The organism is Breoghania sp. JC706 (genome assembly GCF_037026715.1).
GTDB lineage: Bacteria > Pseudomonadota > Alphaproteobacteria > Rhizobiales > Stappiaceae > Breoghania.
This window is the reverse complement of record NZ_JBANCG010000003.1, coordinates 455,626-472,718: the sequence shown is the minus strand read 5'-3', so window position 1 is coordinate 472,718 and position 17,093 is coordinate 455,626. Positions and strand designations below refer to the sequence as shown.

17 protein-coding genes are annotated in these 17,093 nt (G+C 65.6%); 3 read left to right on the top strand and 14 right to left on the bottom strand.

All coding sequences use genetic code 11. The annotated features are described in order from the left end of the window. Window positions 1-398 precede the first annotated feature (398 nt). Both choW and choV read left to right on the top strand, forming a co-directional pair. Entirely contained in the window at window positions 399-1,244 is an 846-nt protein-coding gene (choW, locus tag V2L18_RS07995) for a choline ABC transporter permease subunit (RefSeq protein ID WP_336177550.1), read from the top strand. Window positions 1,245-1,260: 16 nt separating this feature from the next. Further along, window positions 1,261-2,295 carry a choline ABC transporter ATP-binding protein gene (choV, locus tag V2L18_RS07990; protein WP_336177548.1) on the top strand — a complete coding sequence of 345 codons (1,035 nt, stop codon included), beginning with the start codon at window positions 1,261-1,263 and terminating at the stop codon, window positions 2,293-2,295. A 75-nt stretch (window positions 2,296-2,370) separates the two neighbouring features. On the opposite strand, the gene V2L18_RS07985 is transcribed toward choV, so the two are convergent. The 11 genes from V2L18_RS07985 to V2L18_RS07935 all read right to left on the bottom strand — a co-directional run bounded on the left by V2L18_RS07985 (window position 2,371) and on the right by V2L18_RS07935 (window position 13,119). After that, on the bottom strand, window positions 2,371-2,940 hold the full coding sequence (locus V2L18_RS07985) for a UbiX family flavin prenyltransferase (RefSeq protein WP_336177546.1): 570 nt from the start codon (window positions 2,938-2,940) through the stop codon (window positions 2,371-2,373). Window positions 2,941-3,177: 237 nt separating this feature from the next. Then, window positions 3,178-4,197, bottom strand: a complete 1,020-nt coding sequence (gene doeB, locus V2L18_RS07980; RefSeq protein WP_336177544.1) for a N(2)-acetyl-L-2,4-diaminobutanoate deacetylase DoeB — start codon at window positions 4,195-4,197, stop codon at window positions 3,178-3,180. A gap of 3 nt (window positions 4,198-4,200) precedes the next feature. Then, a complete protein-coding gene (doeA, locus tag V2L18_RS07975; RefSeq protein WP_336177541.1) occupies window positions 4,201-5,394 on the bottom strand; it encodes an ectoine hydrolase DoeA in 1,194 nt (397 codons plus the stop codon). 53 nt (window positions 5,395-5,447) lie between these two features. Then, on the bottom strand, window positions 5,448-6,440 hold the full coding sequence (gene eutC / locus V2L18_RS07970) for an ectoine utilization protein EutC (protein ID WP_336177539.1): 993 nt from the start codon (window positions 6,438-6,440) through the stop codon (window positions 5,448-5,450). Beyond that, window positions 6,437-7,420, bottom strand: a complete 984-nt coding sequence (eutB, locus tag V2L18_RS07965) for a hydroxyectoine utilization dehydratase EutB (RefSeq protein WP_336177537.1) — start codon at window positions 7,418-7,420, stop codon at window positions 6,437-6,439. Before eutB ends, eutC begins: the two co-directional genes overlap by 4 nt. Then, window positions 7,417-8,229, bottom strand: coding sequence for an ectoine utilization protein EutA (eutA, locus tag V2L18_RS07960; protein ID WP_336177535.1), 813 nt, complete (start codon window positions 8,227-8,229; stop codon window positions 7,417-7,419). The genes eutB and eutA overlap by 4 nt, the downstream gene beginning before the upstream one ends. Continuing rightward, complete coding sequence (ehuD, locus tag V2L18_RS07955; RefSeq protein ID WP_336177534.1) at window positions 8,226-8,885, bottom strand: ectoine/hydroxyectoine ABC transporter permease subunit EhuD; 660 nt, start codon at window positions 8,883-8,885, stop codon at window positions 8,226-8,228. Before ehuD ends, eutA begins: the two co-directional genes overlap by 4 nt. Before the next feature lie 3 nt (window positions 8,886-8,888). After that, window positions 8,889-9,548 carry an ectoine/hydroxyectoine ABC transporter permease subunit EhuC gene (gene ehuC / locus V2L18_RS07950; RefSeq protein ID WP_336177532.1) on the bottom strand — a complete coding sequence of 220 codons (660 nt, stop codon included), beginning with the start codon at window positions 9,546-9,548 and terminating at the stop codon, window positions 8,889-8,891. A 311-nt stretch (window positions 9,549-9,859) separates the two neighbouring features. Continuing rightward, window positions 9,860-10,690, bottom strand: a complete 831-nt coding sequence (gene ehuB, locus V2L18_RS07945; RefSeq protein WP_336177530.1) for an ectoine/hydroxyectoine ABC transporter substrate-binding protein EhuB — start codon at window positions 10,688-10,690, stop codon at window positions 9,860-9,862. An 89-nt stretch (window positions 10,691-10,779) separates the two neighbouring features. Then, complete coding sequence (gene ehuA, locus V2L18_RS07940; RefSeq protein WP_336177528.1) at window positions 10,780-11,601, bottom strand: ectoine/hydroxyectoine ABC transporter ATP-binding protein EhuA; 822 nt, start codon at window positions 11,599-11,601, stop codon at window positions 10,780-10,782. Between the two features lie 132 nt (window positions 11,602-11,733). Then, entirely contained in the window at window positions 11,734-13,119 is a 1,386-nt protein-coding gene (locus tag V2L18_RS07935) for a PLP-dependent aminotransferase family protein (RefSeq protein ID WP_336177527.1), read from the bottom strand. An 85-nt stretch (window positions 13,120-13,204) separates the two neighbouring features. On the opposite strand from V2L18_RS07935, the gene V2L18_RS07930 reads away from it, so the two are divergent. Then, window positions 13,205-13,723, top strand: coding sequence for an Lrp/AsnC family transcriptional regulator (locus V2L18_RS07930; RefSeq protein WP_336177526.1), 519 nt, complete (start codon window positions 13,205-13,207; stop codon window positions 13,721-13,723). 104 nt (window positions 13,724-13,827) lie between these two features. Here V2L18_RS07930 and V2L18_RS07925 read toward each other — a convergent pair whose 3' ends face one another. The 3 genes from V2L18_RS07925 to V2L18_RS07915 form a co-directional block, all read right to left on the bottom strand. Further along, a complete protein-coding gene (locus V2L18_RS07925) occupies window positions 13,828-14,658 on the bottom strand; it encodes an ABC transporter permease (protein ID WP_336177733.1) in 831 nt (276 codons plus the stop codon). A gap of 7 nt (window positions 14,659-14,665) precedes the next feature. Next, window positions 14,666-15,433: an ABC transporter ATP-binding protein gene (locus V2L18_RS07920; RefSeq protein ID WP_336177524.1), complete on the bottom strand. Its 768-nt coding sequence runs from the start codon at window positions 15,431-15,433 to the stop codon at window positions 14,666-14,668. Between the two features lie 270 nt (window positions 15,434-15,703). Further along, on the bottom strand, window positions 15,704-16,729 hold the full coding sequence (locus V2L18_RS07915) for an ABC transporter substrate-binding protein (RefSeq protein WP_336177523.1): 1,026 nt from the start codon (window positions 16,727-16,729) through the stop codon (window positions 15,704-15,706). Between the last annotated feature and the right edge of the window lie 364 nt (window positions 16,730-17,093).

The following is a 17,093-nucleotide window of genomic DNA, read 5'->3' as shown; positions in this document are numbered from 1 at the left end:
GGCGCGCCCGCACCCTCACCCGCTCTCTCCATCGTCATCCCCCGGCGCAATCCGGGGGATCCATCGCCCCCTCGTCCTCGCGGGGCGAAGAACTGGATTGCCCGGACGTCGCCGGGCAATGACGACGGCGAGGCCGGCAGTGATCGGAAAACGACGCAGAGAGCGAAGGGCGGCAAACGCGGCTCTCCTGTCGGCGCCCCCTTTTTCCACCGGCAATCGCGCGCACCCGCCACGTCACTTCAGGCGCGCGTAAAGCTTGCCCTCGACCGCGCGCCCGCTTGCGCGCATCATTGTTACTTTGAACCTTCCGCCTGCACCCGGAACGCGGGTACGCGCGCAAGGTCCGGATGCGATTTGGCGATAACGAACCTCTTGCCCCACACGAAGAACGAGAACGCATGAACTGGATAGCTGAGCACAAGCTTCAGATCGGACGCTGGGTCGCCTGGCTCGTCGACTGGCTGACCGACAACGCCGCCGGCGTCTTCGACGGCATCGCCTGGGCCCTGTCCCAGCTGATCGACGGTCTTCTCTGGATCCTGCTCACGCCTCCACCGCTCGTCGTGGTGCTGGCCACGGTGGGGCTCGCCTGGCTCGTGCGCCGCAACTGGAGCTTCCCGCTCTTCGTCGCCATCGCGCTGCTCTTTGTCATCAACCAGGGCTACTGGACGGAGACGATGGAAACCCTGTCGCTGGTGATTTCCGCCTCCGTGCTGTGCATGGTCGTCGGCGTTCCTATCGGCATCCTGGCGGCGCGCTCGGATACCTTCTACGCCATCTTGCGCCCGATCCTCGATCTCATGCAGACGATCCCGACCTTCGTCTACCTGATCCCGGCGCTGATCCTCTTCGGCCTCGGCATGGTTCCGGGCCTGATCGCAACCGTGATCTTCGCCATCCCGGCCCCCATCCGCCTCACCCGGCTCGGCATCGCCTCCACGCCCAAGCCGCTGATCGAGGCCGGACAGGCATTCGGCGCCACCCCATGGCAACTTCTGTGGAAGATCGAGATGCCCTACGCCATGCCCTCCATCATGGCCGGTCTCACCCAGACCATCATGCTCTCGCTCTCCATGGTGGTCATTGCCGCCCTCGTGGGCGCGGACGGGCTCGGCGTGCCGACGCTGCGCGCGCTCAACCAGGTCAACATCGCCAAGGGCTTCGAGGTCGGCCTCGCGATCGTGATGATCGCGATCATGCTCGACCGCTTCCTCAAGATGGACGACGAAAAGGCGGGCCGCTGACATGGGAAACGGAGACATGACAGCGACCGAAAACCCGATCGTCCGCTTCGAGAGCGTCGATATCGTCTTCGGCGACAGGCCTGAAAAGGCCCTGCCGCTCATCGACGAGGGCAAGAGCCGCGACGAGATCCAGGCCGAAACCGACCAGATCGTCGGCGTCACCGGCGCCACCTTCGACGTACACGAGGGCGAGGTGCTTGTGCTGATGGGGCTTTCGGGCTCCGGCAAGTCGACGCTGCTCAGGGCCGTCAACGGCCTCAACCCCGTCATCCGCGGACGGGTTCTGGTGCGCGACGGAAAGGAGATGGTCGATCCGGGCGACTGTTCGTCGGAGCGCCTGCGCCATCTGCGCCGCTCCCGCGTCGCCATGGTCTTCCAGCAGTTCGCGCTGCTGCCCTGGCGCACCGTTTTGGAGAATGTCGGCTTCGCGCTGGAGCTTTCCGGCGTGGAACGAAAGGTGCGCGAGGAACGCGCCCGCGCCCAGCTCGAACTCGTCGGCCTTACCGAATGGGCGGACAAGCGCGTGCACGAGCTTTCCGGCGGCATGCAGCAGCGCGTCGGCCTTGCCCGCGCCTTTGCCACCGACGCACCGATCCTGTTGATGGACGAGCCGTTTTCCGCGCTTGACCCGCTCATCCGCTCCCGCCTTCAGGACGAGCTTCTGGAGTTCCAGGCCAAACTCAACCGCACCATCATCTTCGTCAGCCACGATCTGGACGAGGCGGTGAAGATCGGCACCCGCATCGCCATCATGGAGAGTGCCCGCGTCGTCCAGCTCGGCACGCCGCAGGAGATCGTCCGCAAGCCCGCGACCGACTATGTGGCCGATTTCGTCGCCCACATGAACCCGCTCAACGTGTTGCGCGCGCGCGACGTGATGGGCGACGCCACCGGCATGACGCTCAACGGGGGCCCCACCTGCGGCGCCCGCACGCCCGTGCGCGAGCTGATCGATCTTTGCCTGGAGGCCAACGAGCCGGTCATCGTTCGCGAGGGCGACGAGGTGCTGGGCGTGGTGCGCCAGGCGGATCTGCTGGAGTGCCTGAGGTAGGGGACGTTTCGAGACGGGAAATCATACGCCGCGAGAGGAGCAAGCGGCGTGCGGCGCACGCCACCAAAAGTCCCCCTACCCGTCCTTCCAGCGCCTCACCCCTTCGATCTCGATATCGAACAGATCGAGCGCGCGGGCCACGGAATGCGTCACCACATCGTCGAGGCTCTGCGGCTTGGTGTAGAACGCCGGCACCGGCGGCATGATCACCGCGCCGGACCGCGTCGCGCGTTCCATCAGCTCCAGATGCCCGGCATGAAGCGGCGTTTCGCGCACCATCATCACCAGCCGGCGCCGTTCCTTCAGGCACACGTCGGCGGCTCTGGTCAGCAGGCTGTCACAATGGGAATTGGCGATGCCCGACAGCGTCTTGATCGAACACGGCGCCACCAGCATGCCGAGCGTGCGATAGGAGCCTGATGCGATCGACGCCCCGACATCGCGAAAGTCGTGGACGACATCGGCGAGCGCCGCAACCTCCGCCCCGGTGAAGTCCGTCTCCGTCTCCACCGTCGAAAGCGCTGCGGGCGAGAGCACGAGATGCGTCTCCACGCCGCCCGCGCGTCTCAAGAGTTCCAGAGCCCGGATGCCGTAGATCGCCCCCGATGCCCCGGAAATCCCGATGATAAGCCGTTTCCTGTCCACGCCTGATATCCGATGCCGGTTTCGTTGCAGGGCATCTCTAGGCCGATTCAGGTTCGATGGGAAACGGCACCGGCAGCCGCACCGCGCGGATATGTCCCCTCTCCCATGGGGAGAGGGCTAGGGTGAGGGGTGTCGGGTTCTCCGTATCCACGAAAAATCCCATCCCCTCACCCGGCGCATACGCGCCGACCTCTCCCCACGGGAGAGGCGATCCGGCGGCATCACACCCTGAGGCTCTCAATCCGTCAGCACCGCCACCACCGAGGCACAGTCGCCGGGCTTGATCAGGCCCGGATAGTGCCGCGCCGCCAGCACGCCCGAAAGCTTCGCCCGCAACTCCTGCGGCGGACGACCGGTACGGTTGTAGCCGTGAACGCGCGCGATCACGTCGCCCTTTTCCACCCGCTCGCCGAGATCGACCATGGTCTCGCAGAGCCCGCCGTCCTCGGCGAAGGAAAAGCAGTCGACCGAGGGCATGTCGAGCCAACGGGTCGGCTGGCGCACCGGCTCGCCCTTCAGGATGCCGGCATGTTTCAGCACGTTCGCAACCCCGATGCGCGCGATCCGCACGGTCGCGGCCCGCGCCGTGCCGCCGCCGCCAAGCTCCGTGGTGAGGAACACCTTGCCCAGTTCTTCCGCCGCCGTGTCGTACATGCCGATCGCATCGATCTCCAGCATGCGGGCCGAATAGGGCGCGGAGAATGCCTCCACCGCAGCCATGGCACGCGCTTCCACATCCTTGTCTTCCAGCACATGAGCGGCGCAAAAGGGAATGAAATCGAGCGTGCGCCCGCCGGAATGGAAGTCGAGCACGATATCGGCCATCGGCAGCAGATAGCGCTGGAAATAGTCCGCGATCTTTTCCGTCACCGTGCCGTCGGGCCGGCCGGGAAAGATCCGGTTCATGTTGCCGTAGTCGACAGGCGACGTCCGCGAGCCGTTCTGGAAAGCCGGGAAGTTCATCGCCGGCACGATGATGACCGTGCCGGTGACGTCCTCCGGCTTCAGCGAGTTGGCGAGATCGTAGAGCGCCAGGGGCCCCTCGTATTCGTCACCGTGATTGCCCCCGGACAGAAGCGCCACCGGCCCGTCCCCGTTTTTCACGACGCAGATCGGGATCATCACCGAGCCCCAGGCGCTGTCATCCCGGCTGTAGGGCAGGCGCAGAAGCCCGTGCTGCACGCCGTTCTTCTCGAAATCGACGCTCGGCGATATCGGCGACGGCCTGAGCGGCGCGGCCGGATAGGTGACCAACATGGCTCACTCCTTCACGAAAAGCTGGCGAGGAACATTGGCGAGGCATTCCACGCCGGTCTCGGTGACGAGAATGGATTCGGTGATCTCCAGCCCCATCGTCTCCAGCCACAGTCCGGTCATGAAATGGAAGGTCATGCCCGGCTGCAGTTCGGTCGTGTCGCCGGGCCTGAGGCTCATCGTCCGCTCGCCCCAGTCGGGCGGGTAGCTGAGCCCGATCGGGTATCCGGTGCGATTGTCCTTGACGATGCCGTACTTCGCCAGCACCGCGAAGAAGGCATTGGCGATGTCCTGACAGGTGTTGCCGGGCCGCGCCGCCGCAAGGCCGGCCTCCATGCCCTCCAGCGTCGCCTTTTCCGCCTCCAGGAATGCCGCATCCGGCTTTCCGAGGAAGACGGTGCGCGACAGCGGGCAATGGTAGCGGTTGTAGCAGCCGGCCACCTCGAAGAAGGTGCCCTCGCCCTTGCGCATCGGCTTGTCGTCCCAGGTCAGATGCGGAGCGGACGCATCCGCGCCCGACGGCATCAACGGCACGATCGCCGGATAATCGCCGCCGAAGGCGCCGTCAGCCCCCTCCGCGCCGCGCAGGGAAGCGTCATAGATCTCGGCCGCCAGATCGCATTTGCGCAGACCCGGCTCGGCCTTTTCCAGAATGCGTTCGTGGATCTTCTCGACGATCCGCGCGGCCTTGCGCATGTAGTCGATCTCGGTCGGGCTCTTGACCGCGCGCAGCCAGTTCACCAGCGCGTTGGCATCGCCGAGCCGCCCGTCGGGCAGATGCCGCTGCAAGGCCAGATAGGCGGCTGCGGAAAACCAGTAATTGTCGAGTTCCACGCCGATCACGCCGCGATCGAGCCGCCGCTCCTTGAGGATCTCGGCCAGGCGGTCCATCGGATGACGCTCGCTCGACTGCACGTAGTGATCGGCATAGCCGATGATGTTGTCGTGGCCGAGATAGCTCGTGCGCTTTGCGCCGTTGGCGTCCTGCCCGCGACCGAACCAGATCGGCTCGCCCTCCGGTGGCACGATCACCGCCTGATGCACATAGAAGGACCAGCCGTCATAGCCGGTGAGCCAGGCCATGTTGGACGGGTCGGACACGATCAGCGTGTCGATGCCCTTGGCCTCCATCGCCCGGCGGGTTTTGGCGAGCCGCTCGGCATACTCTGCGCGCGTGAATTTCAGATTGGGACCCGTCATGGGCTGATCCTCAGGTGGCGCGGTCCAACGACCGCAAACTCGACGGTCAAAAATCAGGTGTCGAAAACAGTTCCCGCGCCGGCGGCGGCGGCCCGCTGCCGGGCGAGCGTCGCAATGGCCGTGTCCTGAACGCCCGTGCCGGTCAGATCCGCAATGGTGATCGCCGACGCCCGCTCCCTTCCCGGCACATTTCCGGCGGCGATCGCGCCAAGTTCCGGAAAGGCGCGATCCGCATCGACAAGCCCGGCCGCGATCGCGTGATGCAATTCACCGAGGCGGCGCGTCTGGGCGAGGCTGTCGGCGACATAGAGGTCGGCGCGGACAAGCGCGGCCGGCTCGATCTCGTTCTTGTGCTCCGCGTCCGATCCCATGGCGGTAACGTGCTGGCCCGGCTCCAGCCAGTCGGCCATGACGAGCGGCGTCTCGGACGGCGTGGTGGTGACGACCACGTCGGCCCCGGCCATGGCCGCGCGCGGGGCTTCCACCGCCCGCACCGGCATCGCGAGCCGCGCGCTCAATTCCGCCGCCTTCGCCTCCGCCTTGCCGGGATCGCGCGCCCATATCCGCGCTTCCTCGATGGGCCTGACCAGCCTCAACGCCTCAAGCTGCAGCCCGGCCTGCACGCCGGCGCCAAAGATGGCCGCCACCCGCGCATCCTCCCGCGCCAGATGCTTCGCGGCGACCGCTCCGGCCGCCGCCGTTCGCACATCCGTCAGATAGCCGTTGTCGAGAAGCAGCGCCTCCACAAGCCCGGTTCTCGATGACAGCAGCACCATCAACCCGTTGACGCTCGGCACCCCCAGCGAGGGATTGTCGAAAAAGCCCGGACTGATCTTGATCGCGAAGCCGTCGATGCCCGGCACATAGGCCGTCTTCACGTCGACCTCGCCGCGATATTCCGGGATATCGAGCCGGAGGATCGGCGGCATCGCGACGGGCTTCGTCGCAAGCGCGCGGAAAGCCTCCTCCACGCAGGCGACCGCATCGCGATCGAGCGAAATGACGCCCCTGAGATCGGCTTCGGTGAGGATCGTCATCCGGCTCATGCCCTGCCCTCCCCGGCACCCACGATTTCGCGATGCGCGCCCATGTCGATGTTGCGGCCCGAAAGCACCAGCACCGTCGGCCCCGATACGGTCAGCTTTTCCGCCAGAAGCGCCGCGATGCCAACCGCCCCGGCGCCCTCAAGCACTTCGCGCTCGGTGGCGTAGGCATGCCGGATGCCGGCGGCGATCTCGTCCTCTGAAAGCAGGATCACCTCGTCGACCAGCGCCCGGCAGATCGAAAACGTGAAGTGGTTGTCGAGCCCGATGCCGCCGCCCAGAGAATCCGCGAGCGAAGCCTGTTCCTCCACCTCGACCGGGTGCCCGGCATCGAGGCTCGCCTTCATCGCCGCCCCCCGCTCCATCGAGACGCCGACGATGCGGACGTTCGGGTTGATGCCTTTGACCGCGCTGGCGATGCCCGCGATCAGCCCGCCGCCGGAAAGCGGCACGACCACGCAGGCCACGTCCGGCACGTCCTCAAGGATCTCCAGCCCTAGCGTGCCCTGCCCGGCGATCACGGCCGGCGCGTCGAAGGGCGGCACCATCGTGCGTCCCTCCTCCGCCACCAGCCGGTCGACTTCCCGCTGCGCATCGTCCTGGCTGCGGCCGATGATGCGAACATCGGCCCCGAGCCTGCGGATCTCCGAAACCTTGTTTTGCGGCACCAGTTCCGACATGCACACGGTCGCGGATATGCCTTCGCGCCCGGCGGCGAAGGCCAGCGCGCGGCCGTGATTGCCGGTGGAGGCGGTGACCACGCCGCGCTCCCGTTCTGTCGGCGAAAGCAAAGCCACCGCATTCGAGGCGCCGCGCAGCTTGAAGCTGCCGGTCGTCTGGCGATGTTCCATCTTGAGATGCACGGGCGCCCCGGCCCGTTCGCTCAGGTCGGGCGAAACGGTGCAGGCGGTGCGCTCCACCAGCCCGGCAATGCGTTGGCGCGCCTCATGGATTTCCGTCAGCGGAAGCGTCGCGGCACTCATGCGGCACCTGCACGGCTCCCGCTTTCATCGGAAAGCGGCAGGGTCATCAACCGCCCGTATTCGGGCCGAGCGGCCGTCTCGCCTAGAAGCCTGAGGCACATCCACGCCGTCGCCTGGTTGGAGGAGACCACCGGGCAGCCGAGCGCCTGTTCTATCTCGGCGATGACACAGGCCGTGCGCAGCGCCGTGCAGGAGATGAACAACGCCTCGGCACCTTCGACCATCGCCTCACGCGCCGCCGCAACCAGCGTAGCCGTGCTGATCCGCGCCATCTTGCGGTCGTCGTCAAGCCCAAGATAGGTGAGCCTTTCCAGCTGGAACCCGGCCCCGACGAAATAGTCGGCCATCGGCTGGCTGGTTTCCAGGGTGTAGGGCGTCAGCATGGCGATGCGGGTCACCCCCAGCGCGGTCAGCCCGGCAACCGCCGCCATCGCGGGGGTAACCACCGGCGCGCCGCGCTTCGCCGCGCGGATCGCGTCGATGACGGATTGATCGCCGATCATCACGGACGCCGACGTGCAGGAATAGCACACGACGTCCAGGTCCTCCTCCGGCAGGATCAGCCCCGCTGCCGCCGTCAGGTCCGGCTGCATGGCGCGCAGGTTTTCCCGCGTCACCGGATTGACGTAGGGAACCCTACTGGTGAAGACGCCGATGCGCTCACCGGCCACCATGCGGGCGTAATCCGCCTCGCTCGTGTGATCGGTCGAAAGCACGACGAGCCCGACCCGCTTCTCGATCGCGCGCTGGTCGAAGTCCGGCGTTGTCTCCGCCCGCACGATCTGGGGCACTCTGGTGATCGTGGTCATCTCTCGATACGTCCGTAGCGACGCTCCAGCCAGCGCAGTCCGAAGACGGACAGGATGCTGATCGTCAGGAAGAACACGCCGACAAGGGTCATCGGCTCGACATAGCGATAGTAGGAGTTCGCAACGCTCTTGGCCTGGTTCATCAGTTCCAGAACGGTGATCACCGACAGAAGCGGCGTCTCCTTGAACATGGCGATGAAATAGTTGGCGAGCGCCGGGATCATCGGCGGGATCGCCTGCGGCAGGATCACGTGCGTCCAGGTCTGGCGCCCGGTCAGGTTGCAGGCCTTGGCCGCCTCCCATTGGCCGCTCGGCACGTTGTCGATGCCGGCCCGGTAGACCTCAGCCGTATAGGTGCCGTAATGCAGCCCGAGCCCGATGACGCCGGCCACCAGCGGCGGCAGCAGGATGCCGAAATCCGGCAAGACGTAGAAAATGAAATAGAGCTGCACCAGAAGCGGGGTGCCCCGGATGAACTCCGCCAGGAAGCCGACCGTCCGGGAGATCAGTCGCGATGGCGAACGCCGCAAGAGCGCGATCGCGAGCCCCACGACAGTCGACAGCACCGAGCCCAGCAGCGTCGCGAGAATGGTGATCTTCACGCCCTCGATGAGGGTCGGCATGATCTTCCAGACGAATTCCCAGTCCCATTCCATGACCTAGACCCTCACCCCGTCGAGGCCGCGCGCAAGACGCTTCTCAAGCATCCGCACGAACCGGGAGATGGCGAGCGCCATCAGGAAGTAGAGAATGAGAATGGTGCCGAAAGGCACCAGCGTGTTGCCGGTCTGTGCCCGCACCACCTGCGCCTCGAACGTCATGTCGGACAGTGAGATCAGCGACACCACGGCGGTCGCTTTCAAAAGCTCGATGGCGTTGTTGCAGAAGGTCGGCAGCATGACGAGAAAGGCCTGCGGCAGGATGATGTGACGCATGCACTGGTAGCGCGTCAGGTTCAGCGCCACGCAGGCCTCGTATTGCGCCCGTCCGATGGAGAGCACCGCGCCGCGCACCACCTCCGCGCCGTAGGCGCCGACATTCAGCCCCAGTGCCAGCACGCCCGCCTGCAACGGCGTCAGCTCGAAGCCGAACAGCGGCAGCACGAAATAGGCCCAGAACAGCTGCACGAAGATGGAGGTGCCGCGGAAGAACTCGATATAGGCGGTGGCGAGTGCCCGGAACGCGAAGTGGCGCGACAACCGGCCGAGCCCGGCGATGAACGCCATGACGAGCGCCAGCGCGCAGCCCATCAGCGTGAGCTCCACGGTGACCAGCGCCCCTTTCAGGATCAGGCCGAGATATCCGGACCAGTCGATCATGATGGCTTACTCGTTGGGCGGTTGAAGAATGAAAGTCCGGCCGTCGTCGGGTGGCGACGGGAAAGCGGGGGCGGGACGGAGCGCCTGGCCCATCCTTCGAGACGGTCGCTTCGCGACCTCCTCAGGATGACGTTTTCGTGTCGCTTGTTTCTCTGAAGAATCAACAATAACAACGTCATCCTGAGGAGCCGTCGCAGACGGCGTCTCGAAGGATAGGCCACCCGCACGCCCCCTAACCCGGCGCCGCACCCGGACCCGTTGGGCAGAGCGCCCCTGAAGCCGCTCCGCCCGCAGTCGTCAGTCCCGTGCGCTCAGCCCTTGCAGAGCTTCTCGCGCGAGGTCGACATCGCCGCCGCGGCGGAGAAGCCGTAAGGCTCGATGATCTTGGCGAACTCGCCGCTCTCCTTCATCTCCGCCAGCACCTTGTCGTAGGCGTCGCGCAGCGCCGTGTCCTGCTTGCGGAAGGCCGTGCCGTCGCAATAGACCGGAGCGCCCTCGACCGGGGCCATGACCTCGATCGTATCGTCGCCCGACTTCTTTTTCAGGTCGTTGAGCGAGAGAACAGGCAGCGAATAGACGTCAATGCGGCCGTCCTGCAGCATCTTCAGGCCCGACTGGCCGTCCGGCACCACGATCACGCGGCTGCGCGGAACGCCGGCCTCAAGCGCCAGCTTCTCTTCCGTACCGCCGCCCGGCGCGCCGATCTTCGCGCTCTCGTCCTTGGCGATATCGGCGAAGCTCTTGAAGCCCTTCGGATTGCCCTTCTTGACGAGAAAGGCCTCCGCATCGCACAGGATCGGCTCCGAATAGGCGACCGCCGCGCAGCGCTCCGGCTTCATGAAGAGACCGGCGGTGACCGCATCGAAGCGGCGCGCCTGCAGGCCCGGGATCATCGCGCCGTATTCGGACACGGAGGCGACGATCTCCGGCACGCCCAGGCGCTTGAACACCTCGCGCGCGATGTCGGGCGCGGCGCCGGAAACCTTGCCGTCGGCGCCAACCGCCGTATAGGGCGGCTCGTTGGCGATCGCGACGCGGGCGAAGCCCTGTTCCTTCAGCTGCTCCAGATCCGCCGCATTGGCGGACTGGGCGAGAGCGGCAACCGCGATCCCGGCCGCGGCAATCCATCCGATGGTCTTCATCTCGTTACTCCTCTCGTGATGCGGTGTTCTTCTGTTGTTGGTCTGGTGTCGAAAACCGGCCGCGGTCGGCCCGTCCGGCGGCAAGGCGCTCAGACGCGATGGCCAGCGGCGATGATTTTCTTCAGGAAGCTCTGCGTGCGTTCTTCCTTGGGGTTGGAGAAGATCTCCTCCGGCGGCCCCTCCTCCACGATCCGGCCGCCGTCGAAGAACAGCACCCGGTCGGCGAAATCATGGGCAAATCCCATCTCGTGGGTGACCAGCAGCATGGTCGTGTCGGTCTCGTCCGCGAGCTTTCGCATGACGTTCAGCACCTCTTCCACAAGCTCCGGATCGAGCGCCGAAGTCACCTCGTCGAACAGCATGATCTTGGGCGAAAGCGCCAGCGCGCGGGCGATCGCGATGCGCTGCTTCTGGCCGCCGGAAAGCTGGGCCGGCATGGCCTTCGCCTTGTCGGCCATGCCCACCATGTCCAGAAGCTCCATCGCCCGCGCCTCCGCATCGGCCCTGGAAGTCCCTTTCGTCAGCATCGGCGCCAGCGTGATGTTGTCGATGACCGACTTGTGCGGAAACAGGTTGAAGAGCTGGAACACCATGCCGATTTTCTGGCGCATCCGGTGCAGGTGCGCCTCGCTCGCCGGCACGAGGCCGCCGTTCTTCGGCATGTGGTAGAGCTCTTCACCGTCGATGCGGATATGACCGTCGTCGATGCTCTCCAGCGTCATCAGAATGCGCAGGATGGTGGTCTTGCCGGACCCCGAAGGCCCGATCAGCGCCAGCTTCTCGCCTGGCATCACGTTCATCGACAGCCCGTTCAGCACCTGGAAGGTGCCGAAACTCTTGGAGATCGCATCGATCTCGATGATGGGAGCCGGAGAGGCATCCGGGGCGGGCGGGGTCGTTGGCGCGTTCATCGGTGCCTTTCGCAAGAAATGCGCTCGTGATCAGGGATTGCCCTGACGATGAAAGCACTTTGAAATCATGTCAATCATTTATATCGTATCATGACAATCGCGCTGCAAATGATGCGATGTCAGGCAATTTGTTCAGATTGCGGGCAGAACGACTTCCTGATCCCCGCGCAGGAGCTTGGCGACCACGCTCAGCCCGTCGCGCAGCTCGGCTTCCGTGGTCGATCCGATGGAAAGACGCACCGCCGGCCTCCGCTCCCCACGCGTGACCCGGAAGGCCGAGCCCGGAGCGATCGCGACCCCCATCAACCGCGCCTGGGCGACGAACCCTTCCTCCGTGCGCCCCTCCTTCAGCGGCAGCCACAGGTGCAGCGCCTGGGGGTGGCTCGCATAGGGGACGTTGCCGAGCATCTGTGCTGCGATGGCATGACGCTTGGCGAGCGCGGCGCGCTGCCAGCGCACAAGCTCCAGCGCGGTACCGTCATTCACCCACCGGGTAGCGATCTCCGCCACCATCGGCGTCGCCATCCAGTTGGAGACGAGATGCCGGTTCGCCGCCGCCGCCACGTAGCGGTCCGGCGCCACCAGATAGCCGATCCTGAGGCCCGGCACCGTCACCTTGGTGAAGCTCGTGATGTAAAGCGTGCGCTCCGGCGCCAGCGCCGCAATCGGAGGCGGCCGGTGGGTTACGAGCGGCCCCAGAATGTCGTTTTCGATGATCGCGATATCGTGCCGGCGCGCGATCTCGACGATCGCCTCGCGCCGCGCCCGCCCCATCAGCGCCGCCGTCGGGTTGATCACGCTCGGCTGGATGAAGACCGCCCGAATCCCGCCTTGCCGGCACGCCTCGTCCAGCGCCTCCGGCACCAGTCCCTCCCCGTCGATGGCAAGCCCGGCCAGCGTGAACCCGTGGTAGCAGGCAAGCGGCGACAGCGTGTGGTGGGTGACCTCCTCGCAGGCAACGGTGGAGCCGGGAGGCGCAACGCTCATCAGCGCCACGGTCTGCGCGCCGGTCGCGCCGTTGGTGATGGTGACGTTCTGCGCCGAAGTTTCCAGCCCGCAGGCCCTGAGCCATTCCACCGCCGCCGCGGCATGGGCCGGAAACACCACGTTCGGCCGGAACGACAAGGCCGAGCGCGCCGGCAGGTTCTGCGCCAGCCAGCCGAGCGCCTCCTTCAGCTTCTCCACATGCATCGGCTCGCACACGGGCTTCAGGATCGACAGGTCGATCACCTCGCCCAGCCGGTCCGGCAGATAGGGCGGATGCATCTCGCGCCGGGGCGTCTGCACGAAGCTGCCGCGGCCGATCTCGCCGGTGATCAGCCCGCGCCGCCCCAGCTCCTCGTAGGCGCGCGAGACCGTCTGGACGGAAAGCTTCAGTTCATCCGCCATCTTGCGCTGCGGCGGCAGCCGCGTGCCGTTGACGAGAACCCCTTCCTGGATCGCGCGTGCGATCTGGTCGGCCAGCGAGAGATAGGCGGGGCGGCGAAGAAGCGTCGGATCGGGGCGCCAGAATGTCATGACTTATAAGAGATCGAAATCAGGTCAATTGACAATCTTTTTCTGGCATTGTCATTTGATCTCCACCCTCTGGACGGATCCGCACATGGCCACCTCCCCCCGCATGGATGCCAAGCTGAAGCTTGATGCGATCGATCTGAAGATCCTGTCGGAGATCCAGCGCGACGGCCGCATCACCAAGCTGAAGCTCGCCGAACGTGTCGGCCTGTCGCCGACGCCGGCCTGGACCCGTCTTTCGCGGCTGGAAAAGTCCGGCATCGTGGCCGGCTACCATGCGCGGCTCAACCTGAAATCCGTCGCCCCCTTCGCGACCGTGCTGATGGAGGTGACGCTCGCCAACCACCGTCAGGCCGATTTCGACCGCTTCGAGCGTGTCGTGCGAGACGTGCCGGAGATCGTCGCCTGCTGGTCTGTGGGCGGCGGCATCGACTATATGCTGAAGGTGACCGCCCGCGACATCGACGCCTACCAGCGCCTCGTTGATGCGCTGCTGGAACGCGAGATCGGCATCGACCGCTACTTCACCTACATCGTCACCAAGGTGGTGAAGGACGAGGCGGCGCTGCCGGTGGCCGCGTTGCTGCCCGGCGCGGGAGAGGAATAGGGCGCAGGACCCGTCGTCCTCGCAAGGGGCCAGGATCGCCACGGCGTCCGCGTCCTCCACCGTCATTGCCCGGCACCCGCTTTCGCGGGCACAGGCTCCGTCCCTCACGTGCGCCAGCGCAGGAAGTACTTCTCCGCAAGCCCGATCGCCCAGGCGATGATCAGCCCCAGCACCGAAAGGATGGCGACGCCGGCGATCAGCTGGTCGGTCGCCATCAGCGAGCCCGCCATCAGGATGTAGGCGCCCACGCCGTATTCCGCGCCGATCATTTCCGCCGCCACCAGCAGCACGATGGCGATGGACACGGAGATGCGGAAGCCCGACAGGATCGCCGGCATGGCGCCGGGAATGACGATCTTGCGGACGATCGACAGCCAGGACAGCCCGAACGACTGCCCCATCCGGATGAGCGTGCGATCGACATTGTCGACGCCGGAATAGGTGGAGATCACGGTGGGAAAGAAGGTGCCGAACAGGATGGTCGCGACCTTGGAGCCCTCATCGATGCCAAACCAGATGATGAAAAGCGGCAGGAGCGCGATCTTCGGCACGGGAAACAGCGCCGAGACGAGCGGCTGCAGGCCGGAGCGGGCGAGCGAGAAGAGCCCGATGGCGAGCCCCGCGACGATGCCGAGGAGGGTGCCGGCCGTCCAGCCGATGACGAGGCGCTGCAGCGAGGCGCCAATATGCTTCCACAGCAGGCCGGAATGGACGAGATCCATGAACGCGCCCCAGGCCTCCGAGGGCGCCGGCAGGATGAGCGGGCTGATCCAGCCCATGTCGCAGCCGACCTCCCAGATGGCGAGAAGCACGAGGAAGACGAGCGGCCCGGCGATGCGAACCGGCTTGTAGACGAACCCGCCGCCGCGGAAGGGCACGGGGCGGGCGACGGGTGTGGCCTCGGTGCGCGTATCTTGGATATCCGCGTTGGTCATGGTGGCCTCAGACATCGGCAAGCTCCCGGTCGGCGGCGCGGGCTTCCTCGCGCATGAGATCCCACAGGTGGTGCTGTTTCGTCTCCAGCTCGAGGAAACGGTCCTTGCGCTCGGCAAGCGGCATGTCGATCTCCACGATCTCGCGGATCCGGCCCGGCCGGCGCGACAGCACGACGATGCGATGACCGAGGCGCACGGCTTCGGCGAGATTGTGGGTGACGTAGACGGCGGTGAAGGACTCGCGTGTCCACAGATCGACGAGATCGTCCATCAGCAGTTCGCGCGTCTGGCTGTCGAGCGCCGACAGCGGCTCGTCCATCAGCATCACGGCGGGGCGCACGGAAAGCGCGCGGGCGATCGCCACGCGCTGCTTCATGCCGCCGGAAAGCTGGCGCGGCAGCGCCTTCGCGAAATCGGTCAGGTTCGTGCGGCGCAGAACATCCTCGATGATCGCGCGGTGCTCGGCCCTGGGCAGCTTGTGATCTTCAAGCGCGAGCGAGACGTTTCCCTCCACCGTGCGCCACGGCAGCAGGGCGAAATCCTGGAAGATGTAGGTCAGCGGATTGAGCGAGGCGGCCGGCGGCTCGCCGATCTGCAGGATCTCGCCCGATGTCGGCCGCTCCAGCCCGCCGATGAAGCGCAGAAGGGTCGACTTTCCACACCCCGACGGCCCGATGAGACAGACGATCTCGTCCTTCTTCACGGTGAGCGAGATATCGTCCAGCACATGCGTGGCGCCGTAGGAATGGCTGACCCGGTCGAGCTTGAGGTCCATCGACCTGTTCTCCTTGCGAAGCGCTGTCGGCTTTCGGCTTGGGGTGTTCCTGAACCCGGAATTCGATTGCCCGGCTCTCGCCATCCGGCGACTGTCATCCCCGCGAAGGCGGGGATCCAGTAACCACAGGATAGGGGCGCGGCGCACAAACGACAGGTCTCTGGAATGCTGGATCCCCGCCTTCGCGGGGATGACAATCGCGGGCAAGAAATCAGCCGCGGCGTCTTGAGCATCCGCCGGCAATACGCCAGCGGACGCTCTTGCACGGGTTCAGTAGGTTTCCACGTAGTTCGTGTTGACCAGCTTCTCCAGCGTCAGGCTTTCCGGAGCCAGATGCTCGGCCTTGAACCAGGCGAGCTGGTCCTTGACGCTTCCCATGTCCAGCCGGGCGTTCGGGTTCAAACGCATGGCGCCGTTGATGATCGAGACGGAAGCCTTCTCGAACGGCTGGTCGGCATAGACGTACTTGTGGATGAGCTTGGCCATGGCGATCTGGCCCTCCTCGCCTTCCGTCTTGTCGACGAGGGCGGCGTTGAAGTCGGCAGCGCCCTTGGAGAACGCGGCGAGGAAGCGCTTGACGAGGTCAGGGTTTTCCTCGGCCACCTTGGTGGAGGTGAAGACGGTCGTGACCTGATAGTCGGGGATGAAGTCGGCGACCATGCCGATCTTCTTGGCGGCGCCCGCGTTGATCAGCGCCTTGGCGATGTGCGGCTGGATGGCCCAGGCGTCGATCTGGCCCGACTTCAGCGCACCGATGATCGCGCCCACCTTCTGCAGCGGCTTCACCTTCATGTCCTCAAGCGTGAAGCCTTCCGCATCGGCGATCTTGGCCGCCATGTAGTGGAAGGAGGACCCGGCCTGGGTGATGCCGAAGGTGCGGCCCTTGAGCTTTGAGGGATCGGTGACGCCCTCGTCATAGGCCTTGTTGGAAACGAGGATGATCTGGCCGTCGATGCCCTTTTCCTCGTGCAGCGCGCCGCCGATGACCTTGACGACGCCCTTGTCGGCAAGGCCCATCAGCCCGCCGGAAATCGCGGTGACGCCGAAATCGACGTCGCCGGAGGCGATCGCCACGGCCATGGGCTGGGCGGCCTGGAAGAACTTCAGCTCGACATCGAGCCCCTGCTCCTTGAAGTAGCCGCGCTCATAGGCGACGAAGCTCGCGGCATGGGAAGTAAACCGGATCGCACCGAGCGTGACCTTGTCGGCGGCCGAGGCCGCGACCGACGAAAACGCGGCAAGCGCAAGGCTCGCGGCGGCGGCGCGCATCAGGGTCTTGCGGATACTGAATGTCATGCTGGCATTTCCTTCCCATGGAGCATCATCTGTTGTCGCGCAAGACGAAGCTCATGGGCCGGCGGCACACATGCGGAACAGGAGAAACGTTTTCCGGATCGCCCATAGCCCGCACGCGCGCGGCCGAGAGCGTCCGCAGCGCTGATACTCTGGGCTATAGCCTGCGGAAGCGGGCGGAGCAAACCAGAATTGTCCGGGAAACTGCGGTTTCCGCAACCGCGCATCGGGCTAATGCGGGGCAAGTCCGCAATGCCGCAGGGGCACCACGCAGCTACATTATTCTGAGAGCCTCGCCCGGAAATGTCGGTTGGTTCTTCACCCGAATTCCCCCTCATGCCCCTCCTTCGTCATCACCCGGCTCTGT

Bases quoted from the DNA above. Each gene is read 5' to 3' on its own strand.
- choW (WP_336177550.1), top strand. From the start codon at position 399: ATGAACTGGATAGCTGAGCACAAGCTTCAGATCGGACGCTGGGTCGCC.
- choV (WP_336177548.1), top strand. From the start codon at position 1,261: ATGACAGCGACCGAAAACCCGATCGTCCGCTTCGAGAGCGTCGATATC.
- doeB (WP_336177544.1), bottom strand. From the start codon at position 4,197: ATGTTGGTCACCTATCCGGCCGCGCCGCTCAGGCCGTCGCCGATATCG.
- doeA (WP_336177541.1), bottom strand. From the start codon at position 5,394: ATGACGGGTCCCAATCTGAAATTCACGCGCGCAGAGTATGCCGAGCGG.
- eutC (WP_336177539.1), bottom strand. From the start codon at position 6,440: ATGAGCCGGATGACGATCCTCACCGAAGCCGATCTCAGGGGCGTCATT.
- eutB (WP_336177537.1), bottom strand. From the start codon at position 7,420: ATGAGTGCCGCGACGCTTCCGCTGACGGAAATCCATGAGGCGCGCCAA.
- eutA (WP_336177535.1), bottom strand. From the start codon at position 8,229: ATGACCACGATCACCAGAGTGCCCCAGATCGTGCGGGCGGAGACAACG.
- ehuD (WP_336177534.1), bottom strand. From the start codon at position 8,885: ATGGAATGGGACTGGGAATTCGTCTGGAAGATCATGCCGACCCTCATC.
- ehuC (WP_336177532.1), bottom strand. From the start codon at position 9,548: ATGATCGACTGGTCCGGATATCTCGGCCTGATCCTGAAAGGGGCGCTG.
- ehuB (WP_336177530.1), bottom strand. From the start codon at position 10,690: ATGAAGACCATCGGATGGATTGCCGCGGCCGGGATCGCGGTTGCCGCT.
- ehuA (WP_336177528.1), bottom strand. From the start codon at position 11,601: ATGAACGCGCCAACGACCCCGCCCGCCCCGGATGCCTCTCCGGCTCCC.
- V2L18_RS07935 (WP_336177527.1), bottom strand. From the start codon at position 13,119: ATGACATTCTGGCGCCCCGATCCGACGCTTCTTCGCCGCCCCGCCTAT.
- V2L18_RS07930 (WP_336177526.1), top strand. From the start codon at position 13,205: ATGGCCACCTCCCCCCGCATGGATGCCAAGCTGAAGCTTGATGCGATC.
- V2L18_RS07925 (WP_336177733.1), bottom strand. From the start codon at position 14,658: ATGACCAACGCGGATATCCAAGATACGCGCACCGAGGCCACACCCGTC.
- V2L18_RS07920 (WP_336177524.1), bottom strand. From the start codon at position 15,433: ATGGACCTCAAGCTCGACCGGGTCAGCCATTCCTACGGCGCCACGCAT.
- V2L18_RS07915 (WP_336177523.1), bottom strand. From the start codon at position 16,729: ATGACATTCAGTATCCGCAAGACCCTGATGCGCGCCGCCGCCGCGAGC.